The organism is Nocardioides sp. BGA-UO-ETr-FS32 (genome assembly GCF_059567905.1).
Genome location: NZ_JCAQOX010000005.1, coordinates 37,281 through 63,625, shown reverse-complemented (window position 1 = coordinate 63,625; position 26,345 = coordinate 37,281). Strand labels below are relative to the sequence as shown.

The following is a 26,345-nucleotide window of genomic DNA, read 5'->3' as shown; positions in this document are numbered from 1 at the left end:
CAGCACCGACGCCTACCTCCACGCCGACATGGCCATCAAGCAAGCAGCCCTCGACCGAACACGACCACAAGACGTGAAACCCGGGGCCTACCGCCCCGAGCCCGACATCCTCGCCTGGCTCACAGCCCTCTGACTATGCCGACCATCCCGCGCCGAACGCCCCACCACCACAGCCCGTCACGACGAACGTCGGCATAGTCCGGAGGTCGGCATAGGACATCACCCAGCACCGCACCAGAGAAGGGTGGCTCTACTGCGCCGCGGTGCTCGACGCCTACAGCCGCCGGATCGTCGGCTGGTCCATCGACTCCCGCCAGGACTCAACACTGGTGGTCAATGCCCTCGACATGGCCATCCGGAACCGCCGTCCTGAGCCGGGCGGGATCGTCCACGCTGATCACGGCACCCAAGCAGTTCACCTCGTGGGTGTTCGGCGAGAAGATCCGCTCCGCCGGCCTGCTGCCGTCCTTCGGCACAGTCGGCGACGGCCTGGACAACGCCATGATGGAGAGCTTCTGGTCCTCGATGCAGATCGAGCTTCTCAACCGCAAGAAGTGGAAGACCCGCGTCGAGCTGGCGAACGCGATCTTCGACTACATCGAGATCTTTCACAACCGCCAACGACGGCCACTCAGCGCTCGGCTATCGCACCCCCATCGAGTACGAACTACGCTCCGAAAACGAACCCATCCACGCTGTCAGTTAGCCACCGCGGATGGAGCCCAAACGGTAGGTCAGGTCAACCTGTCACCTGATCGTGCAGCAGACCCTCCCCCCGGCGCTATCAATCTGTCCTTCCCCGACAGTGGTCTAGGGCCGGGCACCGGCGGGCGTAGTCCGGTTCTTCATCAGTCGTGCCGTTCATCCCCAAGGGCGGCTGCGGGTTCTGCGGGACGCCCAAAGAATTGGCCCGCGCGCCGGCCGGCGCCGGGGGGGCCAGCGAAGGCTTGCGCCATTGACATCCACTCCGCCGCGACCGCGCCCTCGGCTGATACGTCAGTGTCACCAGGGTGACGCCTCTGCGTGACGACGAGACAGAAATCGAGTGCTGACCCGGTGACGCGGTTCTTCGCTCCCCGTTCACCCCATACCCACAACTCTCCAGAAGGGCCGGTGATCTCGACCCGGACAGGGACCGCAGGGATCGGTCGCCCGTGCGCCCGAAAGCTGTTCGGCAGGGTCCGAACTCCGATGTCCGCAATATGTCTGAGCCTATCGGTCGCGACCGTCTCCGCACCGAGCGCGTCGCGCACGTCCTGCCCATGTGCCCATGTCTCCATCAGCCGAGCAGTGACGAAGGAGAGCACGCTCATGGGTGGCCCGAACCAAGGAACCCGAGTCTGCCGATCGACTGCACGCAGTGAGTGCACCATCTGCACCCGCGCCTGAACGAAGCCGCCGAGCAGCTCAGGTACACCGATCGTCCGCCCGGGGATGTTCGCACGGTCCACGAAAGCGATCGGGTCCGGCTGTGACTGCGCGAGCAACTGGGTGAACGCGGCCCGGTCGGTGAGTGCGAGATAGGCAGCGTTGTCTGAGAACGTCAGGTGGCTCACCTGATCTCGAACCGTCCACCCTTCCGCGGGCGTCGCCTTCTCCCAGGCGACGACCGGCAGAGGCAGCAGCATGCTCATCAAGCAGCCTGTTTCGGCGGCGACATCACGTAGCAGCAGGTCGAGCTGCATGCCTTTGTCGTCGATACCACCGATGCTCGGACGGCCCGTGCTCATCGGCCCTGCCATTGCGGTGGGCGTTTCTCGCGGAACGCCCGTGGACCTTCCTGTGCATCAGCGCTCAGATAGACAGGCTCCCAGATCCGGTCCGCCTCATCGAGTGCGTCATGCCAACCACGATCTGCTGATGCGTACACCATCGCCTTCGATGCTGCGACGGAGAGCGGGGCATTGGCGGCGATCCGCTCAGCCAGCTCCTGAGCCGCCTCGCGTAGCTGTGCGGCAGGGACCACTTCGTTGACCAGCCCGACCTCCCGCGCCCTCACAGCGTCGATGGGATCGCCCGTCATAAGAAGCTGCATGGCCACGCGGGGTGGGATCAACCACGGCAAGGGAGCCGCCCACGGCGACCCGCGGCCGACTTTCGCCTCCGTCACCGCGAAGCGGGCGTTCTCGGCGGCGACTACCAGGTCGCACATCTGGGCCAGGAGGAAGCCACCTGCGTAGGCCACACCATTGACGGCCGCGATGGTGGGTTTGTCGACGGCAACGGTGCGGCCGAAGTATGGAATGAAGTCCGGCGGAGGCAGCCCCAGCCTCTGCTCGGCCATCTCCTTGAGGTCCCCCCCGGCGCAGAAGGCCGCGTCACCTGCGCCGGTGAGGATCATGACCTTCGCTTCAACGTCGGAGTTGAAACGGTCGACGGCCTCGAACAAGCCGGCGCGGATCGCGGAGTTGATGGCGTTTCGTGCGTCTGGGCGGTTCAGCGTCACCCAGGCGGCTCCGTTGACGACTTCGTAGGTGACAGCGTCATCGTGCAGGTTGGTCATCGTGAACCCCTAATAGGAACTGGGCAGGCCGAGACTGTGCCTGGCGACGTAGTTGAGAATCATTTCTCGGCTGATCGGCGCGGTCCGCATGAGTCTCATCGAGCCCCACAAGGTGGCCAACCCGTACTCTGTCGACAATCCGTTCCCGCCGTGGGTCTGGATGGCCTGGTCCAACGCTGCCATGCCCGCTTCGGCAGCCGCGAACTTCGCCATGTTGGCGGCCTCTCCGGCCAGGGGGTCTCCCTCGTCGTGCAGCCAGGCGGCCCGCTGCGTCATCAGTCGAGCAAGATCGGCGTTGATCTTCGCAAGCGCCAAGGGGTGCGCGACGCCCTGGTGGGTGCCGATCGGAACGCCCCACACCTGGCGCTCTCGGGCGTACTCCGCCGCCTTGGCCAGGGCATATCGAGCGATGCCGTTCCCCATAGCTGCCCCCATGATCCGCTCCGGGTTCAGGCCGTGGAAGACCTGGCGTAGACCATCGCCCTCCTCTCCGATCAGGCTCTCAGCAGGAAGGCGGACATCGTCGAAGAAGAGGGTGAACTGCTTGTCCGGTGCCGTCATCTCCACCGGAATGAGCGTCTTGGTGAGGCCGGCGGCATCGGTGGGTACCACCAGGAGGCTCAGCTTCCCGCGGCCCCTGTCGTCCGTGCCCGTTCGGGCGACGACGAGGATCGCGTCAGCCTCGTCCACACCGGAGATGTAGTACTTGGTGCCGGACAGCACGTAATCGGTACCGTCGCGACGGGCGACTGTCGAGATGTTGTGCGAGTTCGAGCCTGCGTCCGGTTCGGTGATGGCGAACGACATGATGGACTCGCCGGTGGCGAGACGTCGGAGCCATCGCTCTTTCTGATCCTCCGTGCCGAAAGTCTGGATCACCGAACCGCAGATCGCAGGAGACACCACCATCATGAGGAGGGGGCAGCCGGCAGCCGTCAGCTCCTCGGCCACGATCTGCAGCTCGTAAACGCCGGCGCCCCCGCCGCCGTACTCCTCCGCCAGATTCACCCCCAAGAAGCCCTGCTGTCCCGCAGCCTTCCAGAGCTCCGTACTCTTGGCTCCGGACTTCGAGGTTTCGACGAAGTACTCGTGACCGAACGACCGTCCAAGCTTCGCCACGGCCTCTCGGAGGGCGGTGTGCTCATCGGTTTCACGCAAGTCCATCTGGTGCTCCTTGTTGACATCGGTTAGTGGATGCAGAAAGCGCTCGTCTGCGGCGAGGCCGCCTAGTTCTCGTTCTCCTCGATCACCACGAGCACCTCGCCGTCATGCACTGCTGACCCCTGCTCAACCGTGACTTCGCGGACGACGCCCTGATGCGGACTCGTCATGGTGTGCTCCATCTTCATGGCCTCAAGGACCAACAGCGGTTCTCCTGCAGCGACGTCGTCGCCGACAGCAACGAGCACCCTCGCGACGGTGCCCGGCATCGGCGCCATGAGGGAGCCGCCGGGGGCGGCTGACGCCGTGGAGGGGAAGCGCGGTGTCCGGGTGAAGGAGGTGTGGCCGAGGCGGCCATCCACATGGACGGTCGGTGAGTCCCCATGACCGGAGATCTCGACGTGGAAGGTTTCGCGGAGACCGTCAACCTCGAGAACGACTCGTTGGGGCGTGAGCACACTGACGGCCAGCTCAGGTAGGTCGTCATCGTTGACGTGTGCGCGAACAGTTCCATGGTCCAGCACGTAGGCGACCCGGTACTGTTCTTCTCCGGCCTCGAAGCTGATGGTCTGCGGCTGCGAGCGGTTGTTCCGCCACCCGGCGGGGACGGTGCGCTGTACCGACGCCGCCGCCCGTTTGCGCTCAACCAGAGCCAGGGTCGCCACGACCGCATGCAGGCGCTGTGCGTCCGGTCCGGCCAGTGGTCGGCCCAGGTCGACGGCGGGGTGCCGGGTCAAGAATCCAGTGTCAGTGTGACCGGCCACGAACTCGGGATGCCGCAGGATGCGGACCAGGAGATCCCGGTTCGTGACCAAGCCATGGATGCGGGCGTTGGCGAGTGCCGCACTGAGCTTGCGTATCGCCTCCTGCCGGTCCGGCGCCCAGGCAATGACCTTGGCCACCATGGGGTCGTAGTACTGACTGACAGACGATCCGACTTCCACGCCACTGTCGATCCGGACCCCCGGAACCTGCCCGAGGTCGAAGGTGTCGAGCGTTCCGGTCTGTGGCAAGAACTGCTGCAGCGGGTCCTCGGCGTAGAGTCTTGCCTCGACCGCATGGCCGGTGATGACAGCGTTCGACACCTCGGCGGGAAGCGGTTCGTGTTGGGCGACCATGAGTTGCAGGCGGACCAGGTCGAGCCCGGTGACCAGCTCGGTGACCGGATGTTCGACCTGGAGCCGCGTGTTCATCTCGAGGAAGTAGTACTCACCTTGACCGTCCATCACGAACTCCACGGTCCCGGCACCCGCATAGCCAACGGCCTTGGCCGCCGCCACGGCGTCTCTGCCCAGCCGCTCGCGCAGGTCTTCATCTACCGCGGGCGACGGGCATTCCTCGATGATCTTCTGATATCTACGCTGGATCGAGCACTCGCGCTCGAACAAGTGCGCGACGGCGCCATACGTGTCGGCCAGCACCTGCACCTCCACGTGGCGAGGAGAGACCACGAGTCGTTCCAGGAACACGGTCGCGTCGCTGAAGGCAGCACCGGCCTCCCGCTTGGCGGCGGCGACGGCTTCGAGTAGGTCGCCGGGATCCAGCACCGTGCGCATGCCACGCCCCCCACCACCCGAGGACGCCTTGACCAGTAGGGGGTAGCCGAGGTCTTCAGCCGCCTGACGGACCGTGTACGTGTCCAGATCGGTCACGTCGGTCCATGGCAGCGTAGGGACGCCGACACTGGCCATGATTGCCTTGGCGGCGAGTTTGGACCCCATCGCCTCGATCGCGTCCGGCGGCGGACCTACGAACGTGAGTCCGTTCTCGGCGCAGAGACGGGCGAAGCCGGCGTTCTCGGACAGGAACCCGTAACCAGGATGAACGGCGTCGGCGTTCACCCTGAGGGCGGCATCCACCAGGAGATCCGGACGCAGGTAGGTCTCCGCCGGGCTCACCCCTGGCAGCCGTACGGCTACGTCCGCCTCGGCCACGTGGCGCGCGTCCATGTCGGCGTCGGAGTAGACGGCGGCCGTGCTGATGCCCATGTCGCGACAGGTACGGAAGATCCGTCGTGCGATTTCACCGCGATTCGCGACCAGGACCATGCTTATCGAAGACAAAGGTTCACATCCTGAATACGCCGTAGCCGCGCTGGCCACGAACTTCGTTGTTGTGGATCACGGACAGGCAGATGCCGAGGACAGTCCGCGTATCGCGCGGGTCGATGACGCCGTCGTCGTACACCCTCGAGCTGTTCGCCAGCGCAGTCTGCTCGCGCTCGATCTGCGACTGAACGGTCTCGCGCATGACGACGTCGGCAGCCTCGTCGAACGGGAGACCCCTGTCGACCGCTGATTCCCTCGCGACGATGGACATCACGCCCGCGAGTTGTTGAGGTCCCATGACGGCGGTCCTGGAGTTGACCCAGGAGAAGAGGAAACGCGGTCCGAAGGCTCGGCCAGCCATGCCGTAGTTACCCGCTCCGTAGGAGACTCCTATGTTGATGGTGAGATGCGGGACTCGACTATTGGTCACCGCGTTGATCATCTTGGCGCCGTCCTTGATGATCCCGGCTTGCTCGTAGGTCTTGCCGACCATGTATCCCGTGGTGTTCTGGAGGAACAGCAGTGGGGTGTCGATCTGGTTGGCGAGTTGAATGAACTGAGTCGCCTTCTCGGCCTCCTCGTTGAGAAGCACGCCTCTCGCGTTGGCCAGCACACCCAACGGGTATCCGTGGATGGACGCCCATCCCGTGACAAGCGAGGTGCCATAGAGCGGCTTGAACTCATCGAACCTGGAGCCGTCGACGGTCCGGGCGAGGACATCGCGTGGGTCGAACGGCACCTTGGGGTCCGAGGAGGGGATGCCGAGGAGCTGTTCGACCGGGTAGAGGGGCTCGTCGGGCGGCTCGCTAGGACTCGAGCCCAGCCTGCGCCAGTTCAGACGGCGCACGATCTCGCGACCGATGCGGATCGCGTCGAGTTCATCCTCGGCCAGATAGTCGGCGAGTCCGGAGGTCCGGGCATGCATCTCCGCGCCCCCGAGCGACTCGTCGTCCGACTCCTCGCCGGTGGCCATCTTCACCAGGGGCGGTCCCCCGAGGAAGACCTTGGATCTCCCGCGGACCATCACCACGTAGTCGGACATGCCCGGCATGTAGGCACCGCCAGCTGTCGCGTTGCCGAAGACGAGCGCGATCGTGGGTAGCCCGGCGGCGGAGTGATCCGTCAGGTCCCGGAACATCCGCCCGCCTGGAATGGCCACTTCGGCCTGCGTCGGCAGGTCGGCTCCGCCCGACTCCACGAGCGTGATGACCGGCAGCCGGTTCTCCTTCGCGATCTCCATGGCGCGGAAGACCTTCTTGAAGCTATGGGGGTTCAGGGTCCCTCCGCGCACGGTGGGGTCGTGGGCGATGAGCATGACCTCGACGTCCTCGATGACGCCGATGCCGGTGACCACGCTGGCGCCCACCGTGAACTCGGTGCCCCACGCCGCAAAGGGCATCAGCTCCAGGAACGGCGAGTCCTCATCCAACAGCCATTCGATGCGTTCGCGCGCGAGCATCTTCCCGCGAGCGCGTAGGCGCGCGACGGACTTCTCGCCTCCGCCGAGGAGTGTCGCCGAGCGAACCTCTGCGACCTCGTCGAGGCTCAACCGCATCTGGTCCAAGTTTTGCTGAAACTCGATGGAGGAGGTGTCTACTCGATCGGGCAGTACCTGCACGGTTCTCCCTTACTTCTCAGTACGTGTTCGGTCGAATGGGTCTGGTGAGATGCTCGACGAGCGGCCATCGGCAAGAACCCCAGTGAGAAGGATCCCCATGACGTCGTCCACCACGCGCTCCAAAGGGAACTCACCGCTGGGCTGGTACCACTGTGGAACCGAGTTGAGGCCTGCGAAAATGAACTTGACTACGGGACGCACAGGGACGTCCCGGAAATCTCCCGAGGCGATGCCCGACCTCAGGATGGAGGCGAGAACGTCCTCATACCGTCGTCGAGCCGCCGCCAGGTTCGCGGGCGCCGTCTTGGACATGAGCACGTCGCTGTTGTCGGCGAGAGCCTGGCCCTCTACGGTCGTGCAGACACGACTGACGTGTGTGTGCATGAACTCCCGCAGCCGTTCGGCAGGTTCGCCTTCGCTCACCTCGGCTGGTTGGGAGTCGACCGCAGCGATCAAGAGCTCGGCGAGCAGGTCGCTCTTGGACGATACGTAGTAGTACAGGCTGGCCTTCGACAACCCGACCTTGTCGCCGATCCTCTGCAGGCTCGCGTCGTGATAGCCGCGGATCGCGAACTCCTCGGCCGCCGCCTCGAGAATCTCCAAACGCCGCCGGGTCTGACGCAGTTCCCTGCGTCTCTTGGCCGGCGGTTCTGCGCCGGCCGCGTACTCCGGGGCCTCCGACGCGTGTGCATCGGCCTGCTCAGACATCGATCTCCATGAACAGGAGCGCCTCGCCCATGGCTTTGCCCTGAGCGTCCACCCGAAGCGAGGTCGTTCCTCCGCCGCCCAATGCGGAGGTCAGGATGAAATTGAGCGCCCCCAAGTTCGGCAGCTCGTACCGCTTCACCTCGCCGAGGCAGACTCCAGCGAAGTGATGGGCAACCCGTTCTGCGGTTACCTCCTTGACGAGCAAGGGGTAGTCCGAGCGGTCACGTGCAATGAGTCCTATGTTGACGGAGTCGCCTTTGTCCCCGGACCGTGCGTGCGCCACATCGATGAGTCTCATACGCCATCTCTCACAATCACTTGAGGGTCCACCACACTCTTGGGGACCAGGGTCGGCCAGTAGGCCATCACACGGCTCGGCCTCATCCGTCCCCCGGCCAGCAGACCGGTGAAGCCGGGCGGGCCCATCACCAGAGGGGCGATCTCGGCTGCGAACCTGCTCACGGTGTCTGCGTCGTCTGCCCAGATCGAGACCCGCAGGACGACCTCGGACTGGTCCGAGCCCGCCGGCGGAACTACCCGGCCGTGAACGGAGTTGTATCCGACGAGATCGGTGCGGATCGCTCGGAGGGGCAGGCCAAGGTCTTTCAGTCGGGTCCGCAGAACTGAGTCCGCCAGTTCAGCCTTGGCGATCGCGTCAGGCCACGCATACGTGATCATCGCGGCGCCCTGGAACCCGTCCGAGTAGGCCATGGACACCTTCAACGAGTCGGTCGGGGGCCGGCCCCGCGCGCCTGTGACTTCGACTCGGTCCGGGCCGACCTCCTGCACCTGAAGGGCGGTGAAGTCGGCCGTCACCTCGGGCGACAGGTACGTTGCTGGGTCACCGAGCTCGTACAGCAGTTGCTCGGTCACGGTAGCGGTGGTCACCGCGCCCCCGGTCCCCGGGTGCTTGGTGACGACGAAGGTGCCGTCGGCGCTCACCTCGACGATGGGGTACCCGACATGCGCGAGATCGTCCATGGTGCGCCATCCACCCTGGAAATTGCCGCCGCTGGCCTGGGCGCCACACTCGATCGTGTGCCCGGCCACCGTGCCCGCCGCAAGCAGGTTCCAGTCATCCCACTGCCAGCCGAACTCATGCACGAGCGGACCCAGAACCAATCCGGGATCCGTGCAGCGTCCGGTGATCACGACGTTCGCTCCATCGGCCAGAGCGCGTGCGATCGGTTCAGCGCCTAGATAGGCGTTGGCACTGGCGATGCGTTCTCTTACCTCGTCAAAGGACGTGCCGGTGTCCAGGTTCTGCAACGGCACGCCTTCACTCTCCAGGTCGTCCAGCTGCGCCATGATGTCATCGCCGGTGACGACGCCGACCCGCAGCCCGCTGATCCCTTTGCTCGCTGCGACATCGAGCAGAGCCTGGGCACAACCCTGGGGGTTGACTCCCCCGGCATTGGCAACCACCTTGATGTCTCGTTCTAGGCACTCCTGCATGATCTCCGACATGAGATCGACGAAATCCCGCGCGTACCCGGCATCGGGGTCACGCTCGTACTGCTTGCGCAGGACAGACATGGTGATCTCGGCCAGGTAGTCCAAGGTCAGGTAGTCGATGTCACCACCGCGTACCTGGGCCACTGGCGCAGCGGGACTGTCACCCCAGAAGGCCTGTCCGTTCGCAATCCTTACCGTGTTCAACTCAGCACTCCTTCTCGTCGACTGCTCTCCGGCTCAGGGTTGTGCAGGGTGTCGTAGAGCAGCATTCGAAGGGTGGTCACGATGTCGTCGACGCTGCACCCCCGCGATACGTCCGCAAATGGCCTCGCGAGGCCTTGCAGGAAGGCCCGTGCCCGTGCGCCGCCCAGTTGCTCCGCCACTTTGTAGGCAATGTTGGCCGAGTCGAGACTGGGGAAGACAAGAACATTGGCCGCGCCAGCCAGTGCGCCGCTCGCGTGCTTGCGCTCCGCCACAGCCGTGGAGACGGCTGCGTCGAACTGCAGTTCTCCGTCGACGGCCTCCTCGGGAAACCTCCGTCGGAAGAGAGTGACGGCGTCGCGGATGCGCTGGACGTGGGGGGACCCGGAACTGCCCCGCGTGGAGAAGGACAGAAAACCGATACGCGGCTCGGTCCTCATCAAGGCTCGCCAGGATCGGGCCGTGGCGGCCGCGATGTCGGCGAGCTGATCGACGGTGGGCATAGGGGTCACCACAGCATCCGCGAAGGCGAGCGTGCCTCCAGATCCGACGTCCGGTCGCTGAGTGTCGAGAAAGATCGCTCCACTGACGGTGGATCGTTCCGGCGCCAGCCCGATGCACGAGAGACCGGCACGGAGCATGTCCGCACTGGTGGTACGCGTTCCTCCGATGGCTGCGTCCATCCATCCGCACCGGACCAGCGTCGCACCCCAGGCAGCGGGGTTCGACAGCGTCGCGCTGCGAAGGTCGGTCGCCGGGCCCACCTGACGCTCGAAGTCGCGCACCAACTGTTCACGGACGGCGGGGTCGCTGACATCGAGCGTGTCGATTGCACCCACGTCGATGCCCTGGTCCCGGGAAGCACGCTGGATCTCCGACCGCTTCCCGAGGAGCACCGGTCGGCAGAGGCCGGTTTGCGTCGCGAGGGCCGCTGCTCGCAGCATCCGTGGCTCGTCACCTTCGATGAAGGCCACTCGCGACGACGACGAGACGTTCTCGATGTCTCTCCACGCGCCGGTACTCGTACCCGCGCTCGGAGCAAGTTCAGGCCGTGGGACCATAGCCTTTGAGGTCCATGGACTTCGTGTAGGCGTCCTGCAAGATGAACTTCTTCACCTTGCCGGCCGGCGTCAGCGGGTACTCGGTGACGAACTCGACGTATCGAGGAACCTTGAAGCTGGCAAGTTTTCCCCGACAGTAGTCGATGAGTTCGGCCTCCGTCGCCTCGTGATCTGCCTTCAACTGGACGACCGCGAGCCCGACCTCGCCGTACTTCTCGTCCGGGACGCCGACGAGATAGGCGTCCTGAACGGCCGGGTGGGTGCGCATGAATGCCTCGACCTCCGCGGGGGCGACGTTCTCGCCTCCCACGATGTACAAGTCCTTGAGGCGTCCGGTGACGTAGTAGAACCCATCCTCGTCGCACCTGACCATGTCGCCTGTGTGCAGCCAGCCGTCCTCGTCGAGAACCTGAGCGGTCTGTTCGGGCATCTTGTAGTAGCCCTGCATGACGTTGGGGCCCCGGGTGAGCAGCTCGCCGTCGACACCCGGGCCCACCTCTTCTCCAGTGTCCGGGCCGATGATCTTCGCCTCGCAACCTTTCGGGCGGCCCACCGATCCCACTCGCTGTTCGAAGGGGTCTTCCTTGCGCGAGATCGTGATCAGTGGGGAGCTCTCGGTCATGCCCAGACCGATGATGATCGTCATCCCGAAGGCCTTCTCGACAGACCGGCTGACCTCGACCGGGCACGGCGCGCCCGCCATGAACGCCATCTTCATGCTGCTGTAGTCGTACTCCTGGAGGCTGGGATCGTGCAACAGGGCGATGTAGATGGTCGGAACCCCACCGGTGTGCGTGCACTTCTCCTCGGCCAGGATGCGGAGGGCCAGTGCGGGCACGAACCTGTCCATGGAGATGAGGGTCGATCCCCGTTGAAGTGCACTCAGCAGGCCCAGGACACAACCACCATTGTGGAAGAACGGGATGGGAATGAGGTACCTGCTGTCATCGTCGAGCTCCAGAGACTCACTGAAGTGCAAGGAGTTCGTCAGGAGGTTGGCGTGTGACAAGAGGCACCCCTTCGGGTCCCCTGTGGTGCCGGAGGTGTACATGATCATCAGCGCGTCGTCGGGCTTGACGTCCGCCGTGATCCTGAACAGGTCCTCGTCGGTCATCGCTTGCCCGCCATCCACCAGGGCTTGGAGACTCCGGGCTCCCGGCAGGCCCGGTTCCTCCCCGACACACACCACGTCGCGCAGCATGGGGAACCGGTCGAACCTGTGTGCACCGCTGCTTTCCAACTCAGGGGCAAGGTTCCTCAGAGCCTGCTCGTAGTCGAGGTTGAGGAACCGGGGGGTGTACACCAGGACCGCCGCGTCCGACTGGCGCAGCAGGTATTCGAACTCGGCCTCCCGGTAGAAGGAGTTCGCCGGGACGAGAACGGCGCCGAGCATCGCGGTCGCATGCTGGAACAGGACCCACTCGGGTCCGTTCGGGAGCCACAGGGCTACGTGATCTCCGTGGCCGACACCTCGCGCGTTCAACCCCTTGGCGATGGCCAATGCCTGTTGGTAGAGCTCCTCGTAGGTCAGCCTCGTCACGCGCGTGCCGTCGTCCTGATAGCAGACGAGTGCTTCCTGCTCGGGATTGTGAACCCGCGCAACCGCCAGCCGGTCCGCCAGCGTTTCCCCGCCTGGCTCGTAGGTCGCAATGGGCAAGGCACTTTTCCTTCCGTAGTGGAGCTTTCGACGTCGGTTCCGATCCGACCGAGGGTGAGGCTGCAGCTCTTTCGAACGCTGGTCGATGAACCTACCGTCGGTCAGATCGCGAGGTCAACCCCCGGGGCGGTGAGTCGCCACGGGTGGTGAGTTCCCTCTCGTGGGGCCACGACCGCCTCGTGACCGAAGTCGCCGCTCCCGCGGCCGTACTCCTCGTCGAGGGGCGTGTTGCAGCAGCCCGGCGGCTCCGGCGTAGTCGGGAACCGCGTGCTCAGGAATGCGCCTCGGCAAGGGGCGGTCGTGCGGACCCGGGGGCGGCGGACGTAGACGCGCTTGTGCAGCCCTTACGCGGTCCTCGCTCCGAGGTAGACGGCCGTGGTGACGCGGAGCACGAGCTTGTCGTCCTGGTTGCCGAGTGCGCCTGCGAAGGTGACGCGGCCGCGATGCTTGTCGGGCTCGAAACGTACATCGTCGATCACGGTGTGCCCCGTGAGGACGTCCCCGGGGCGAACCGGGCGAAGGAACGCCACGTCACTCATGGTGGCGCCGGCGATGACGCGCCACGGCTGCGTGCGGCTGTCCACCCACAACCGTTGGTAGATCGAGAGGGTGTGCAGCCCGCTGGCGATGAGGCCGCCGAACTGGCTCTCGGCTGCCGCGCGCGCGGGATCGAGGTGGAAGAACTGCGGGTCCCACTGCGTCGCGAAGGCGATGATCTCGCTCTCGCAGACCGTGTGGGAGCCGAGCTGGATCACCTGGCCGGGCGTGAGATCCTCGGCGTGCACGATGTGGCTGTTGTCGTCGGCGGTCGCACCGACGTCCCGGCTCACAGTCCACCGATCCGGGCGACAGAACTCGCGGTGCCTGCGCGGATCATCGAGCTGCCATCCGCATGGACCCGTCGATACGGACGACCTCGCCGTTGAGCATGCGGTTCTCGATGATGTGGCAGACCAGGTCGGCGAACTCCATCGGGTCGCCCAGCCGCGCCGGGAACGGCACCTGCTGGGCGAGCGACTCGCGTGCCGCGTGGGGTAGTACCTCGAGCATCGGGGTGAGGAAGAGCCCGGGCGCGATGGCCATGACGCGGATCCCGTGGGTCGCGAGCTCGCGCGCCATGGGCAGCGTCATGCCGACGACGCCCGCCTTGGAGGCGGAGTACGCCGCTTGGCCGATCTGGCCGTCGTACGCCGCCCCGGAGGCGGTGTTGACGATCACTCCGCGCTCACCGTCAGGGCCGGCCTCGCCCTCGCTGAGCGCCTTGGCTGCCAGCCTGGCGACGTTGAAGGTGCCGGCGAGGTTGACCTGCAACACCTTGAGGAACACGTCGAGCGAGTGCGGCTCGCCCTTGGAGAGGACCTTGGCCGCTCCCGTGATCCCGGCGCAGCTGACGGCTCCGGCGAAGCCGCCCAGCTCCACCGCAGTGTCCACAGCGGCCTGGACCTGGGCCGAGTCGGTGACGTCGGTCGGCGCGAAGATGGCGCCTGCGGGCGCCTCGCCCTTCAGGTCGGCAGCGACTACGTTGGCGCCGCGCTCGAGAAGCGCCCGGGTGGTTGCCCGGCCCAGTCCAGAGGTGCCGCCGGAGACGAGGAAGGTGCGGTCGATGAAGTCCATGATCAGGACATCCTCGCCAGTTCGGCCGCCGCTCGGCGCATCTCGGCGACGGCCTGGTCCTCGTGGGTGGGTAGCGCCGCGGCGAGCTCGTGGACCCGTCGCCAGCGCTCGAGCGTCGAACCGTCACTACGCCCCGCCGCAGCCACAGCCGACCACGTGTCGGCGCATCGCAGCAGCGCGGTGCCGGCCGAGGCCACCTCAGCGCAGTCGGTGAGCCGCGCCACGTCGAAGCAGAACGCCGCCTGCAACCGGCGGAACAGGCCACCCCCGGTCCCGGCCTTCTCCACAAAGGCGTGGAGCGCGCGGAGCGTGCCATCGATTTCTGGTTCCGACATGACCGCCGGCCACCGGTCGACATCCTCGGCGAATGCCGCAACTCCACTGACTCCGGCGGCAGCAACAGCATCCGGCGGCAGCGCCGATGTGTCCGGGATGATCGCGGTCGCCGCTGCTTCCATGTTCTCGACCGAGGCCACGAGGGCCGAAGCCGCGGTCGGGCGCAGATCGGGCAGGATCTGGGGCCAGTTCACGAAGTACGTCGTGTGCCTCGTGGGCACGGGAAACGACCGCGACGCACGCGCCCGCGCAAGAGCGTCGTAGGGAACTTCTTGCACCTCGGCTCGGTCGTTGTCCACCACGAACGCCGTCTCGGTGTCGTCGTCGTAGCCGATCACCACGATGTCGTGCCGGCCCATTTGCAGGCGGACATTGAGGTAGGGCAGCTCGGCGATGTCGGCCCACAACAGGACGGGGCGGCCGTGCTGGAGTTCGCGGCGGACCCAGTACCAACCGATCCCGGGATCGTCGGTCCGACGCACCTCGACCTCTGCACCTAGCCTCGTAGGAAGGTCTATCTCGAATCCATCACTGCGTCCGACGAGGTAGACCGGCGGGGTGAGCCCGGACATCCGGAGATAGGTGAAGCCGAGGCCACCGGCCATCCCGAAGACCAGACCTTCGCTCGGCACCTCCGCCCAGCCCAGACCAGCCCACTCCACCAGATCCCTCAACGCTCCGGATCCGCAGTGCCCTGCCACCCGGTGCGGATAGTCCAGCAGGATCCGGCTCGGTTCTTGTGCGAGGTTGTTCTGAGTCGTCATGTCATCTCCTCCGGGCGGTTCTGGCGCTACTCGACCCGCGCGGCCGCCTGGCGGCGGAGCTCTGACCGGGCGAGCCCGTTCTTGTGGACCTCGTCCGGCCCGTCGGCGAATCGGAGCGTCCGAATCGAGGCGAACATCGAAGCGAGGGGGAAGTCCTGCGACAGGCCACCGGCCCCATGGACCTGGATCGCCTTGTCGAGGATCCACTCGACCGTGGCCGGGGTGGCCACCTTGATGGCTTGGATCTCGGCGTGGGAGCTCTTGACGCCGGCAGTGTCCATGAGCCACGCGGTCTTGAGCACCAGCAGCCGCAGCTGCTCCACCCGCACGCGCGCCTCGGCGATCCAGTCGCGGACCGTACCCTGTTCCGACAGCGGCTTGCCGAAGGCGACGCGGTCGTCCGCGCGGGCGCACATCAGCTCGATCGCGCGCTCGGCGACACCGACCGACCGCATGCAGTGGTGGATCCGGCCGGGCCCCAGGCGCTTCTGAGCGATCGTGAACCCATCGCCCTCATTGCCCACCAGGTTCCCGGCCGGCACTCTGACGTCGTCGAACGAGAGCTCGGCATGGCCGCCGTGCTGGTGGTCGTCGTAGCCCAGGACGGTCAGGCCCCGGTGGATGCCGAAGCCGGGTGTGTCCCGCTCGACGAGGATCATGGACTGCTGCCGGTGCCGCTCGGCGTCCGGGTCGGTCTTGCCCATCACGATGAAAATCTTTGCGTTGGGGTTCATCGCGCCCGTGATCCACCACTTCCGACCGTTGATCACGTAGTGGTCGCCGTCCCGGACAATGCTGGTCGCGATGTTGGTGGCGTCGGAGGAGGCGACCGAGGGCTCCGTCATCGCGAACGACGATCGGATCTCGCCGGCGAGCAGCGGCATCAGCCAGCGCTCCTTCTGCTCCTGGTTGGCACACATCGACAGAAGCTCCATGTTGCCGGTGTCCGGAGCGGCACAGTTCATCGCCGCCGGTGCTAGGTGTGGGCTGCGACCCGAGATCTCGGCCAGCACGGCGTACTGCACATTGGTGAGCCCGGCACCTTCGTCCCCGGGAAGGAACAGGTTCCACAATCCTCGCCTGCGGGCCTCGGCGCGCAGCTCGACCATGACCGGTGCCGAGTCCCACGCCCACCGGTTCTCGGCCTCCTCCAGCTGCTCGTCGAACACGGCCTCGGCCGGATATACGTGCGTCCGCATGAAATCCAGCAGCTCGTTCTGCAGCTCCTCCGTGCGCGAATCAAGCCCGAAATCCATCAGTTCTTCTCCTTGTGTGCGTTGGGGCCTGCGTCCATGAATGGCTCATTTTGCGAATTCTTGCGAGGCCATTTCATGTGTGAGGTCCTCCCGCAACGTAGAGGACCTGTCCTGACACAAAGCCGGCTCGCTCGCTGACGAAGAAGGACACGGCGTTCGCGATGTCGTCGGGCTGGCCCACACGGCCGACAGGGATCTCCTGGGCTGCGGCGGTCTTGAAGTCCTCGAACGGCATGCCGATCCGAGCCGCTGTCGCAGCGGTCATGTCGGTCTGGATGAACCCGGGCGCGATGGCGTTGGCAGTGACACCGAACTTCCCCAGTTCGAGGGCCAGGGTCTTGGTGAACCCCTGGATGCCCGCCTTGGCGGCGGAGTAGTTGACCTGCCCTCGGTTGCCCAGGGCGGATGTGCTGGACAGGTTGACGATGCGTCCCCAGCCGGCCTGGGTCATGAACCCCTGGGCGGCGCGAGCCATGAGGAACGAGCCGCGGAGATGCACGTTGGTCACGGCGTCCCACTCCTCAACGGTCATACGGAAGAGCAGGTTGTCGCGGATGATGCCGGCGTTGTTGACCAGGACGGTCGGCTCACCCAGGTGGGCGACGATCTGCTCGACGCCGTCCTGGACGGCTTTCTCGTCGCTGACGTCGACGCGGACCGCCAAGCCGCGACCGCCTGCCGCCTCTATCTCATCGACGACGGCCTGGCACGCCGACTGGTCGAGGTCGGCCACCGCGACAGCGAGTCCATCGGAGGCCAACCGGCGGGCGATGCTCGCTCCAATACCGCGAGCCGCACCGGTCACGATCGCTATCCGGTTCATGGTGGTGGCTGTGGTCATATGGCACCTTCTGTGACGTTGACGTTGACGGTGACGACGAAGATCTTCGAAGCACGGCTCGGACCGCGCCACGATGAGCAGCTGGAGCGAAGGGCGTCGGCTCTAGCGACGGTATCGTCCATCTCACGGGCGCCCGAGTGCTCGGCTGGCAAGCTCCAAGTACGGTTCCACCGCGTCCCCGGGCGAGTCGTGCGCCTGTCCAGGGTCGCCCGCGGCACGCATCCGGTGGTCGATGCCTGCGGAGACGACGGCGATCTTGTAGTAGGCCAACGCCATGTGGAAGTCCCAGTGGGCGAGGGTGACGCCGCCTGCGGCTTCGTACTGCGCAGCAAGGCTGGGCACGTCCGGCAGCCGCGGGCTCGACCATGCACCCGGGGCGCCGAGAATGAGGTCGAATCCCGGGTCGCGGTAGGCGCACATCATCGCCACGTCGGCGATCGGGTCGCCGAGGGTGGACAGCTCCCAGTCCACGACAGCCGCGACCCGCACCCGGTCGGCAGGGGAGTTGGCGCCCAGGTCCACAATGGTGTTGTCGATGCGGTAGTCGCCGTGAACGATGCTGGCGGCGTTCTGTTCGGGTACCGCGGCGGCGAGCCGACGGCCCACGTCACCTGCCAGCGCGTTCAGCCGATCGACTCCCACGATCTCCCACTGTCCGGACCAGCGCTTGAGTTGACGCTGAGCGTAGCCGCCTGGTCGACCGAGCCCTGACAGTCCCACGGCGTCGTAGTCGACGCGGTGCAGGGCGGCGAGCGTCTGCACCAAGTAATCGGCGACAGCGGAGACCGTCGCGTCGTCCAGTTCGTCCAACTGCTCGCGGGTCTGCACACACAGTCCCGGGACGAACTCCGCGATCGCGAAGGGTGCGCCGATGACGGACTCGTCCTCACACAGGGCCACCGTCGGCGCCACTGGGACGTCGGTATGCAGCAGGCTCGACGTGACGCGATACTCCCTCGCCATGTCATGAGCCGACGGCGTCCGGCCGGCGCGAGGTGGAGTGCGCATCACCCAGCGCCGGTTGCCATCGGTGAGAAAGTACGTCAGGTTGGAGCGTCCGCCGGTGATCAAACGGGCACTGAGTGGACCGGCCACCGGCTCACCGGCTCCCTCGATGATCCGCGCAATGGAAGCGAGCTCGGCACTCCTCAGGACCGTCGAAGTCGCACTCACGCGGCCCCCCGCTCTGCCGGCTCGCCGACCCAGCCGCCGTGCGGAGACACGCGCTCGCGGCGTCCGAGCGGGCAATGGAACGGGTCGAGCTCATCCGCGCTGCTCGGCGGTGCGGGGAGCCGCAGATCAACCATCTACTGACTCTTCCCAGCGTCTGATGCGTCGAACGGCAGATCGACCAGGTCCGCGAGCCGGCGCCGGTGCTCCCCCGGATGTCCGAATGCGAGCTGGTCGGTCTTCGCGCGCTTGAGGTAGAGGTGCACGGGATGCTCCCAGGTCATGCCGATGCCGCCGTGCAGCTGCAGCGCCTCCTCGGCAGCGGTGACGGCGAGATTGCCGCAGTAGGACGCGGCGATGGCGGTCGCTACCTCGCAATCGCTGTCGTCGGCCGCCAACGCGGCAGCGGCATAGCGGGCCACGGCCGTGCCCGACTCCACCCCGACATAAAGATCGGCGAGCCGGTGCTTGAGTGCCTGGAAGCTGCCGACCTGCCGTCCGAACTGGCGACGTTCGCGCAGGTAGTCGACCGTGCCGGCCAGACACCACGACGCGACACCGACCTGCTCCGATGCCAGCATCGCGGCACCCGCACGGAGCGCTGCGCGCACGCTGTCGGCGGCATCGCCCCGCACCCGTGTGCCCGGCGCCGCGTCGAGGCTGACGTCGGCGAGCTGCCGTGACATGTCCAAGGAGGCGACCGCCTGCACCGTCGCTGCGGCGACAGGCACGGCGTAGATCGCCAGCCCGTCGGGCTCCTCGACCGGGGCCAGCAGCACATCCGCTTCCAGCGCTCCGGCGACACTCGACACGGTTCCGGTGAGCGCCCCGTTGGTCGCGACCAGAGCGGGCAGCGGGCCCTCGGGCGCGGTGGTGAAGGGCACTGCGAGTGCCGCTGTGGTCGCACCGGCCGCCAGGTCGGCCACCACCTCGTGGCCCGACCCCGCGACGGCGATGGTCGCGACCACGGCGCTGGTGAGGAAGGGGACCGGTGCCACCGCCCGGCCCAGCTCTTCACAGACGACGGCGACGGCGCGCGCCGACGCACCGACGCCGCCCTCGGCCTCCGGTATGAGCAGCCCGGCGAGTCCGAGGTCCTGGGTGATCGCCTTCCACAGGGGATCGACGACCGTTCGGTCGCCGTCGTACATGGCGATCACTGCCGACGGATCCAGGCGGTCCTCGAGCAGGTCACGGATCGTACGCCGCAGGTCGTCCTCGACATCGGTGTACAGCAGGTTCAACTCGGTCACTTCACCAACTCCTTGAACGGGACATCGCGGTCGACGCGGGGCTCTGGCGGCAGTCCCAAAACGCGTTCGGCAACGATGTTGAGCAGGATCTCCGACGTGCCGCCCTCGATGGAGTTTCCCTTCGCTCGTAGGTAGCGGTACCCGGGACCGCGGCCGAGGAAGTCGACCTCGAGCGGCCGTCGCAACGTCCAGTCGTCGTACCGCAGGCCTACCTCGCCGAGCAGCTCGAGTTCCAGGCCGCTGAGCTGCTGAGCGAGCCGTGCGAAGGTCAGCTTCATCGCCGCGCCCTCCGGGCCGGGCTGACCCACTGCCAGTTTCTGGCGCAGTCGCTGGCCGGTCAGTCGAGCCGCCTCCGACTCGACCCAGAGCTCCATCAATCGGGCGTGCAGGTCGGGCCGCCGGCCGGGGTTGGCCCGCCAAGCCGCCGCGACGACTCCGACCATGCCGCTCTCTCGCGGCACGGGTCCCCCGCCGATGGCGAGGCGCTCGTTGTTGAGCGTGGCGTTGGCGACCTTCCATCCCTCGCCGACGGCGCCGAGACGCTGGGAGTCGGGGATCCGGACGCCGGTGAGGAACACCTCGTTGAACTCGGCTTCCCCGGTGATCTGGCGAAGCGGGCGCACCTCGATCCCGGGGTCGGTCATGTCGCAGATGAAGTAGGTCAGGCCCGCGTGCTTGGGCACGTCGGGATCGGTGCGTGCGAGCAGGATGGCGAGTTGGGCGTTCTGTGCTGACGAGGTCCACACCTTCTGGCCGTCGACCACCCAGTGGTCGCCGTCACGAACGGCTCTCGTGGCAACGGCCGCCAGGTCCGACCCGGCGCCGGGCTCACTGAACAGCTGGCACCAGATCTGCTCCCCGGTCCACAGCGGACGCAGGAACGTGTCGAGCTGGTCCTCGGTTCCGTAGGCCATCAGGGTCGGCGCTGCCATGCCGAGCCCGATCACGTTGATCCGCGGATGGTTGTCGGGGGCGCCCGCCTCGGCGAACCTGGCGTCCACCTGCTGCTGCAAGTCCGGCGCGAGGCCGAGTCCACCGCGACCTATCGGGAAATGGACCCACGCGAGGCCCGCGTCGAAGCGAGCGCGCAGGAACTCGACGCGGTCGGTGGTCACGGGGTCGTGCTCGGCCAAGAAGGTCGTGACCTTCTCGGACAGCTTGTCCGCGACATCGGTCTGGGTGTTCATCGCTCCTCCGGGTCATCAAGGTGGGAGTTCGGGACGTGGTAGGAAGGCACCGTCGTATCCGTGCACCGCTCGAGACGCTGCTGGGCGGCCAAGAGCTTGAGGTGGGCGTCGGTCTCCAGCACGGCAAGCATGGCGTTGAAGACGTCCAGGCTGGACAGAGCGAAGCCGCGGCGGGTCCACGGGATCTCCGCCGCGACCTCCGCCGCGGTGCGGCAGCCACCGGCGACCAGGTCCTCGCACACACGCAGCCGCTCGTCGTGGTGGGCCAGCAGTTCGTCGATGCGCTGGTGCGTACTGGTCGCTGCGGGCCCGTGCGCCGGTAGCAGCATCATGTCCGGCAGTGCGCGCACCTTGGCCAGCGAGCTCAGAAAGTCGCTCAACGGCAGCGGCGACGGCACGGGCTCGAAGCCGATCGACGGCGTGATGGTCGGCAGCACGTGATCGCCGGAGAACAGCAGGCCGGAGGCGGCATCGGCGAAGACGTAGTGACCGCGGGTGTGCCCCGGCGTGGCGAGGGCCGTTAGCGTGCGGCCACCGACGGCGATCTCACCATCGCCGTCCAGCCACTCGTCGGGTCCGTCCCACAGTCGGGTTTCGACGCTGTGGCCGGCCGATTCGGTGCGCCATCCTTCGGCCAACTTGGGCGCACCAGCCTCGATCAGCCGCCGATACTGCGAATCAACGACGCTCTTTCCCGAGTTGAAGTAGTCGATGGCGTCGCGGTCGCCGATGCCAAGCGACACGTGGGTGCCGAACTCCCGCCGTATGGTGACGGCTTGCGTGTAGTGGTCGCGGTGGGCGTGAGTGACGAGAAAGCGGGTGATGTCGCCGACCTCGTGGCCCAGTCCGTGCAGGCCCTCGTCGAGTGCGCGCCTGGACTCCTCCAGTGCCCAGCCGGCATCCACGCACACCGGACCGTCGGGAGTGCGGATGAGATAGACGTTGACCGCCCGGAGGGCGTCGTTGGGCAGTGGCAGCGGAATGCGGAAGACCTCCTCGGCAACCTGCTCTGCGGTCGGCTCGGTCCATGCTGGGGGGATACTCATGCGAGATCTCCCACTTCAGCTGTGCGGAGGCGGTATAACGGCGAACGCCTCATGCCTGCCAAATCTCGCGAGCGTCGACGAGTTGCGGGGTCTTTGCGTCGACCTCAGGGACTATCTCGATCTCGGCGCGCAACTTGATCTCGTCACGCAGGGTGCGCAGCAGGTCCCCCTGCTGTTCGTCGGAGAGGGGTTCGACGATCTCGAGCGTCAGCGTGTCCTGCCCCGCCACGCGTCTGATCACCAAACGTCCGACGCCCAGACCATGACGTTCCAGGGCAGCGCGGACATGGTGCTCGTAGACGAACATCCCCCTGACCTTCACACCGGGACCCACGCGGCCGAGGACGCCTGCGATGCGCGCCGACGTGCGGCCGCACTCGCACATCTCGGTACTGACGACCCGAGTCAGGTCTCCCGTGGTCAGCCGCAGGAAGGGGTAGGTGGGCGAGAAGGTCGTCACAGCCACCTGGCCGATCTCCCCTTCCGGAACCGTTTCGCCGGTGGCCGGGTCCAAGACCTCGATCACCTTGTCCTCGGTGAGGTGCATGCCGGCGCGGGCCTCGCACTCTCCGGCGAGATATCCGAGATCAGCGGTCCCGTAGAGTTGGGACACACGTCCTCCGCGCGACTCCAGCACCGCGCGCTCGTCCTCGGTGAGCTTCTCCGCTGCGACGCAGGCCGTCGTGAAGTGCCAGTCGGCACGTTCGACCAGCATCCGCAGGAACGACGGGGTACCCATATAGCCGGTGACGGGTAGGTCCTTGAGCAACCTGGCCTGCTGTTCAGTGTTGCCCGTGCCCGCCGGGACGACCACGCAGCCGAGCGACAGAGCACCCGATTCGAAGGCGTGGCCGGCCGGCGTGAGGTGGTAGGCGAACGTGTTCAGCACGATGTCACCGCGCGCGAACCCGCCCGCTCTCAGGCCCCGAGCGAAGCCGCCGATGTCGGTGGTGCCGAGCTGCGCGTCGTAGATGGGACCTGGCGACATGAAGACCCGCGAACTCGACGTCAGGTCTCCGATGAAGAACCCGCCGAAGGGCGGGTCCTCCGCCTGCAAGGCCACCAGATCGCTCTTCGCGACCGGCGTCAACCGGGTCAACACGTCCGGTGCGCCGAAGTCGGTCGGCGATACGTTCGACCCTTGCAGCCGCCGCCGCCACGCCGGCGACGCATCCCACAGGTTGGGCAGCAGCGCGGAGATCCGCCGCTGCTGGGCCTCGCTGCGCTCCTCCGGGCGACGGGTCTCGTCGGGATCGTGGACCGTTGAGAGGTCGTTCATCCCAGCCACCTCTTCCGGCGCCGATATGTCTTCACGTCTCGGTAGCTCTTGCGTTCGCCGACCCCGCTCAGGCCGAGGTAGAACTCCGCGACGTCCTGGTTCTGCCGGAGCTTGTCCGCAGGCCCTTCAAGCACGATCCGGCCGTCCTCGAGCACGTATCCATGATGGGCGATCTGCAGGGCGGCCTCGGCGTTCTGCTCGACGAGGACGACCGTCACCCCTTCTTCCCTGTTCAGCCGTTCCACGATCTCGAAGATCTCCGAGACCAGCACCGGCGCGAGCCCGAGGCTCGGCTCGTCGAGCAACATGACGCGAGGGTGCGCCATCAGCGCACGGCCGATGGCGAGCATCTGCTGCTCGCCTCCCGAAAGGAAGCCCGCCCGCTGGCTGCGGCGGTCGGCCAACCGAGGGAAGTAGGTGTAGATCATCTCCAGTTCGCTCCGGCTGCTGCGCATGGAACCCGCGGTGTATCCGCCCGCAAGCAGGTTCGCCTCGACACTCAGGTGCTCGAAGACACGACGTCCCTCGAGCACCTGCACGATGCCTTGACGCACGATGTAGTCGGGCGATCGTTCTCGAAGCGAGTTGTCCCCCCAGGTGATCCGGCCGCGGACCACCTCTCCGCGTTCGTGAGCAAGGAGGCCTGAGATCGCTCGCAGCGTCGTCGTCTTCCCCGCACCGTTGTTGCCCAGCAACGCCACGATCTGACCCGCCGGGACGGTGAGGGACACCCCCTTCAGAACGAGGGCGACACGGTTGTACACGACTTCGACGCCATCCAGCTTCAGCATCCTCAGGCCTCCTGTGCTCGCGTTACGTCAGCTGACGTCGGGCTCGTTGGTCACGGGGGGGCCGGTGACGCAGTCGCCAACCCGGTCCCAACTGCCGTCGCGGATCTCATAGATGTTCACGGCCCTATTGCCCGAGTGGTCCTTCTCGCTCATCGTGATCGGGCACGTGACGCCGTATCCCTCGTAGCCGTCGATGGACTCCAGCGCCTGCTTCATCACCTCGCCGGTCACCTCGCCGTCGTCGCCGACGATCTCGAGAGCCTGACGGATGCCCTCCTCGATCACCGTCGCGATGTAAAGGCCGTTGCCGTACAAGGAGTTCTCCTCGAGCACGGGGTTGGGGTCGGAGCCGCTCTCCTCCCAGTAGTCGCGCAGCATCTGCACGGCCTCAGGTTCGTCGGAGGGCAGCGTGGACATGGACGCGCCGAACTTGCCTTCCATGCACTCCGCTCCGGCGCCGTTGATCTCGTTCTGGGTGATGGCCCAGTGCCAGGCGCCAACCGGCAGGTCCGGAGCCTGGTCGCAGAGACCCTTGAGCAGCAGCACCGCCTGACCGAAGATGGCGGCGTGCAGCACGACGTCGGCGTCGAGAGCGACGGCGCCACGCACCTGGGCGTCGACGTCGGCGGCGGCGGCGGGGATGACCACCTCACCGGCGAACTCGGCGCCGAGGCTCTCGGTCGCGTTCTTCACTCCCTCGCAGTACTCACGGCCCGGCGGAGGCTCCCAGGCAACGCATCCGATGCTGATGTCGCTGCCCAGCTCGTCGACCCGCTGTTGCACTGTTGCCGTCGCCTGGTGTGCGTAGAGTGGACCGGCAGGGAAGGCGTAGGGGAACGCCTCGCCGTCGACCGTGTCGAGGTTTCCCTGGCCGGGGAACATGATCGGGATCTTGGACTGCTCCGACACCGGCGTCAGGGCGTCACTCAGGGCTGTGCCCTCGACCGCCACCATGACTGCGCCGGACTGCTGGAAACGGGCGAACGCCTCAAGTGCTGGGGGCACCTCGTACTTGGTCTCGATCTCCTCGATCTTCACCTTCCGGCCATTGATGCCGCCGTTGGCGTTGACCATCTCGAACCAGTCGTTCACCGCCTCGCCGACGCCCTCCCCCACGTTGGCGATCGCGCCCACGCGAGCTCCGGCGACACCGATCACGATGTCTTCACCCGAGCTTCCCTCGCTGCCCTCGCCGCCGCCGTCGTCCCCACACGCGGTGGCGAACAAGGCCAGCCCGAGTGCGAGCGAAACACCCTTCGTCATTCTTCGCTTCACAGCTTCTCCAATCATCGGTTCGATCGATAGTCCGAGACGTGTTCACACGCAGGCCGCCCATCAGTACGAGAAGGGCCACATTCGGAAGTAGTCCTTGACATTTCGGAACAACCCGTAGAGCCCACGAGGCTCGAGGACCAGGAAGAGCAGGATGGCGACACCGAAGAGCATGGTGAGCAGGTGCACCTCCACGCTCGCCGAGAGCTCGATGCCCACGGCCGGCAACAGGTCACGCAGCCAGATCGGCAGCATCGTGATGAAGGCGGCGCCGAGAATCGAACCCGGGATCGAGCCGAGGCCCCCGACGAGGATCATCGCCAGATACTGCACCGACAGCGCGAGGGTGAAGACCTCGGTCGAGACCAGGCCGGCGTTGTAGCCGTACAGCACCCCGGACAGTCCGGCGATGGCCGAGGAGATGAAGAAGGCCAGCAGCTTGTAGCGCAGCGGGGACACCGCGGAGCCGGCGGCCGCGATGTCCTGGTCACGGACCGCGATCATCGCGCGCCCGGAGCGCGATCGCATGAGATTCTCCACGAACATGACCACCAGTGCCAGGGCGATGAAGACCAGCAGGTACTTGCCCGTCGGCGTCGTGGTGTCGAGGGGCCCGACCTGGATGGGCTCGAAGATCACGATGCCTTGGAACCCGCCGGTGATCCAGGTCCAGGACGACAGGATCCACTGCACGATGTATTGGGCCGCCAGCGTCGCAATGGCCAGGTAGAGGCCCTTCACCCGCAGCGAGGCGAGCCCGAAGATCAGCGAGAACACGCCCGCGGCCACCATCGCCGTCGGAATGGCTACCCAGAACGGCGCATCCGCGCGTGAGACGAGCAGCCCGCTGGTGTAGGCGCCTACGGCGGCGAAGGCAGCGTGACCGAGCGATATCTGGCCCGCGTAGCCCACCAGCACGTTCAGACCGGTGGCGCCCACGGCAGCGATCCCGACCAGCGTCAAGACGACGAGCCAGTACGGCGAGGCGACCAGGGGAACGACCACGAAGGTGACTGCCAGGACCGCCAGGATCCAGACCCTTCGATACGGCGTTCCGTAGACAGCGATCTCCTCGGCGTACTTCTCGTGAAAACGACCGGTCTCCATGGCGATGAGTGCCACTG

At 66.4% G+C, this 26,345-nt stretch carries 23 protein-coding genes and 1 pseudogene; 1 reads left to right on the top strand and 23 read right to left on the bottom strand.

The genetic code is table 11. From position 1 onward, the window contains the following. Positions 1–215: 215 nt before the first annotated feature. Positions 216–706, top strand: a pseudogene (locus tag AC57BS_RS02090) (IS3 family transposase); the annotation flags it as partial. A gap of 142 nt (positions 707–848) precedes the next feature. On the opposite strand, the gene AC57BS_RS02085 reads toward AC57BS_RS02090, so the two are convergent. The 23 genes from AC57BS_RS02085 to AC57BS_RS01975 form a co-directional block, all read right to left on the bottom strand. Beyond that, positions 849–1,685, bottom strand: coding sequence for a TIGR03084 family metal-binding protein (locus AC57BS_RS02085; protein WP_496409841.1), 837 nt, complete (start codon positions 1,683–1,685; stop codon positions 849–851). A gap of 41 nt (positions 1,686–1,726) precedes the next feature. Next, positions 1,727–2,503: an enoyl-CoA hydratase/isomerase family protein gene (locus AC57BS_RS02080; RefSeq protein WP_496409840.1), complete on the bottom strand. Its 777-nt coding sequence runs from the start codon at positions 2,501–2,503 to the stop codon at positions 1,727–1,729. Positions 2,504–2,512: 9 nt separating this feature from the next. Beyond that, positions 2,513–3,667 (bottom strand): acyl-CoA dehydrogenase family protein, encoded by a 1,155-nt coding sequence (locus tag AC57BS_RS02075; RefSeq protein ID WP_496409839.1) that lies wholly within the window; start codon positions 3,665–3,667, stop codon positions 2,513–2,515. Between the two features lie 62 nt (positions 3,668–3,729). After that, positions 3,730–5,712, bottom strand: a complete 1,983-nt coding sequence (locus AC57BS_RS02070) for an acetyl/propionyl/methylcrotonyl-CoA carboxylase subunit alpha (protein WP_496409838.1) — start codon at positions 5,710–5,712, stop codon at positions 3,730–3,732. A gap of 19 nt (positions 5,713–5,731) precedes the next feature. Further along, the gene (locus tag AC57BS_RS02065; RefSeq protein ID WP_496409837.1) at positions 5,732–7,330 is read right to left on the bottom strand and encodes an acyl-CoA carboxylase subunit beta; all 1,599 of its coding nucleotides are present in this window, start codon (positions 7,328–7,330) and stop codon (positions 5,732–5,734) included. A gap of 9 nt (positions 7,331–7,339) precedes the next feature. After that, positions 7,340–8,038, bottom strand: coding sequence for a TetR/AcrR family transcriptional regulator (locus AC57BS_RS02060; RefSeq protein WP_496409836.1), 699 nt, complete (start codon positions 8,036–8,038; stop codon positions 7,340–7,342). After that, positions 8,031–8,336, bottom strand: coding sequence for an AtuA-related protein (locus AC57BS_RS02055; protein WP_056681128.1), 306 nt, complete (start codon positions 8,334–8,336; stop codon positions 8,031–8,033). Before AC57BS_RS02055 ends, AC57BS_RS02060 begins: the two co-directional genes overlap by 8 nt. Beyond that, positions 8,333–9,697 (bottom strand): acyclic terpene utilization AtuA family protein, encoded by a 1,365-nt coding sequence (locus AC57BS_RS02050; protein ID WP_496409835.1) that lies wholly within the window; start codon positions 9,695–9,697, stop codon positions 8,333–8,335. The genes AC57BS_RS02055 and AC57BS_RS02050 overlap by 4 nt, the downstream gene beginning before the upstream one ends. After that, entirely contained in the window at positions 9,694–10,755 is a 1,062-nt protein-coding gene (locus AC57BS_RS02045; RefSeq protein ID WP_496409834.1) for a phosphate acyltransferase, read from the bottom strand. Before AC57BS_RS02045 ends, AC57BS_RS02050 begins: the two co-directional genes overlap by 4 nt. Continuing rightward, positions 10,739–12,412, bottom strand: a complete 1,674-nt coding sequence (locus AC57BS_RS02040; RefSeq protein WP_496409833.1) for an AMP-binding protein — start codon at positions 12,410–12,412, stop codon at positions 10,739–10,741. The genes AC57BS_RS02045 and AC57BS_RS02040 overlap by 17 nt, the downstream gene beginning before the upstream one ends. 344 nt (positions 12,413–12,756) lie before the next feature. Further along, positions 12,757–13,242 (bottom strand): MaoC/PaaZ C-terminal domain-containing protein, encoded by a 486-nt coding sequence (locus AC57BS_RS02035; RefSeq protein ID WP_275266192.1) that lies wholly within the window; start codon positions 13,240–13,242, stop codon positions 12,757–12,759. A gap of 43 nt (positions 13,243–13,285) precedes the next feature. Continuing rightward, positions 13,286–14,026 (bottom strand): SDR family NAD(P)-dependent oxidoreductase, encoded by a 741-nt coding sequence (locus AC57BS_RS02030; RefSeq protein ID WP_496409832.1) that lies wholly within the window; start codon positions 14,024–14,026, stop codon positions 13,286–13,288. Between the two features lie 2 nt (positions 14,027–14,028). Beyond that, a complete protein-coding gene (locus tag AC57BS_RS02025) occupies positions 14,029–15,126 on the bottom strand; it encodes a BtrH N-terminal domain-containing protein (RefSeq protein WP_496409831.1) in 1,098 nt (365 codons plus the stop codon). Positions 15,127–15,152: 26 nt separating this feature from the next. After that, positions 15,153–16,382 carry an acyl-CoA dehydrogenase family protein gene (locus AC57BS_RS02020; protein ID WP_496409830.1) on the bottom strand — a complete coding sequence of 410 codons (1,230 nt, stop codon included), beginning with the start codon at positions 16,380–16,382 and terminating at the stop codon, positions 15,153–15,155. Between the two features lie 73 nt (positions 16,383–16,455). Next, entirely contained in the window at positions 16,456–17,223 is a 768-nt protein-coding gene (fabG, locus tag AC57BS_RS02015; protein ID WP_496409829.1) for a 3-oxoacyl-ACP reductase FabG, read from the bottom strand. Positions 17,224–17,346: 123 nt separating this feature from the next. Continuing rightward, positions 17,347–18,396 carry a phosphotransferase family protein gene (locus AC57BS_RS02010; RefSeq protein ID WP_496409828.1) on the bottom strand — a complete coding sequence of 350 codons (1,050 nt, stop codon included), beginning with the start codon at positions 18,394–18,396 and terminating at the stop codon, positions 17,347–17,349. 134 nt (positions 18,397–18,530) lie between these two features. After that, on the bottom strand, positions 18,531–19,646 hold the full coding sequence (locus AC57BS_RS02005) for an acyl-CoA dehydrogenase family protein (protein WP_496409827.1): 1,116 nt from the start codon (positions 19,644–19,646) through the stop codon (positions 18,531–18,533). After that, a complete protein-coding gene (locus tag AC57BS_RS02000) occupies positions 19,643–20,833 on the bottom strand; it encodes an acyl-CoA dehydrogenase family protein (protein ID WP_496409826.1) in 1,191 nt (396 codons plus the stop codon). The genes AC57BS_RS02005 and AC57BS_RS02000 overlap by 4 nt, the downstream gene beginning before the upstream one ends. Beyond that, on the bottom strand, positions 20,830–21,879 hold the full coding sequence (locus AC57BS_RS01995) for an MBL fold metallo-hydrolase (protein WP_496409825.1): 1,050 nt from the start codon (positions 21,877–21,879) through the stop codon (positions 20,830–20,832). Before AC57BS_RS01995 ends, AC57BS_RS02000 begins: the two co-directional genes overlap by 4 nt. Before the next feature lie 49 nt (positions 21,880–21,928). Beyond that, entirely contained in the window at positions 21,929–23,158 is a 1,230-nt protein-coding gene (locus tag AC57BS_RS01990) for a phenylacetate--CoA ligase family protein (protein WP_496409824.1), read from the bottom strand. Next, positions 23,155–23,949, bottom strand: coding sequence for an ABC transporter ATP-binding protein (locus AC57BS_RS01985; RefSeq protein ID WP_496409823.1), 795 nt, complete (start codon positions 23,947–23,949; stop codon positions 23,155–23,157). Before AC57BS_RS01985 ends, AC57BS_RS01990 begins: the two co-directional genes overlap by 4 nt. A 27-nt stretch (positions 23,950–23,976) precedes the next feature. Continuing rightward, the gene (locus tag AC57BS_RS01980) at positions 23,977–25,212 is read right to left on the bottom strand and encodes an ABC transporter substrate-binding protein (protein ID WP_496409822.1); all 1,236 of its coding nucleotides are present in this window, start codon (positions 25,210–25,212) and stop codon (positions 23,977–23,979) included. Positions 25,213–25,284: 72 nt separating this feature from the next. Beyond that, positions 25,285–26,343, bottom strand: a complete 1,059-nt coding sequence (locus AC57BS_RS01975) for a branched-chain amino acid ABC transporter permease (protein WP_496409821.1) — start codon at positions 26,341–26,343, stop codon at positions 25,285–25,287. Positions 26,344–26,345: the final 2 nt, after the last annotated feature.

Bases quoted from the DNA above. Each gene is read 5' to 3' on its own strand.
- AC57BS_RS02085 (WP_496409841.1), bottom strand. From the start codon at position 1,685: ATGCAGCTCGACCTGCTGCTACGTGATGTCGCCGCCGAAACAGGCTGC.
- AC57BS_RS02080 (WP_496409840.1), bottom strand. From the start codon at position 2,503: ATGACCAACCTGCACGATGACGCTGTCACCTACGAAGTCGTCAACGGA.
- AC57BS_RS02075 (WP_496409839.1), bottom strand. From the start codon at position 3,667: ATGGACTTGCGTGAAACCGATGAGCACACCGCCCTCCGAGAGGCCGTG.
- AC57BS_RS02070 (WP_496409838.1), bottom strand. From the start codon at position 5,712: ATGGTCCTGGTCGCGAATCGCGGTGAAATCGCACGACGGATCTTCCGT.
- AC57BS_RS02060 (WP_496409836.1), bottom strand. From the start codon at position 8,038: ATGTCTGAGCAGGCCGATGCACACGCGTCGGAGGCCCCGGAGTACGCG.
- AC57BS_RS02055 (WP_056681128.1), bottom strand. From the start codon at position 8,336: ATGAGACTCATCGATGTGGCGCACGCACGGTCCGGGGACAAAGGCGAC.
- AC57BS_RS02045 (WP_496409834.1), bottom strand. From the start codon at position 10,755: ATGGTCCCACGGCCTGAACTTGCTCCGAGCGCGGGTACGAGTACCGGC.
- AC57BS_RS02030 (WP_496409832.1), bottom strand. From the start codon at position 14,026: ATGGACTTCATCGACCGCACCTTCCTCGTCTCCGGCGGCACCTCTGGA.
- AC57BS_RS02025 (WP_496409831.1), bottom strand. From the start codon at position 15,126: ATGACGACTCAGAACAACCTCGCACAAGAACCGAGCCGGATCCTGCTG.
- AC57BS_RS02020 (WP_496409830.1), bottom strand. From the start codon at position 16,382: ATGGATTTCGGGCTTGATTCGCGCACGGAGGAGCTGCAGAACGAGCTG.
- fabG (WP_496409829.1), bottom strand. From the start codon at position 17,223: ATGACCACAGCCACCACCATGAACCGGATAGCGATCGTGACCGGTGCG.
- AC57BS_RS02000 (WP_496409826.1), bottom strand. From the start codon at position 20,833: ATGAACACCCAGACCGATGTCGCGGACAAGCTGTCCGAGAAGGTCACG.
- AC57BS_RS01995 (WP_496409825.1), bottom strand. From the start codon at position 21,879: ATGAGTATCCCCCCAGCATGGACCGAGCCGACCGCAGAGCAGGTTGCC.
- AC57BS_RS01990 (WP_496409824.1), bottom strand. From the start codon at position 23,158: ATGAACGACCTCTCAACGGTCCACGATCCCGACGAGACCCGTCGCCCG.
- AC57BS_RS01985 (WP_496409823.1), bottom strand. From the start codon at position 23,949: ATGCTGAAGCTGGATGGCGTCGAAGTCGTGTACAACCGTGTCGCCCTC.
- AC57BS_RS01980 (WP_496409822.1), bottom strand. From the start codon at position 25,212: ATGACGAAGGGTGTTTCGCTCGCACTCGGGCTGGCCTTGTTCGCCACC.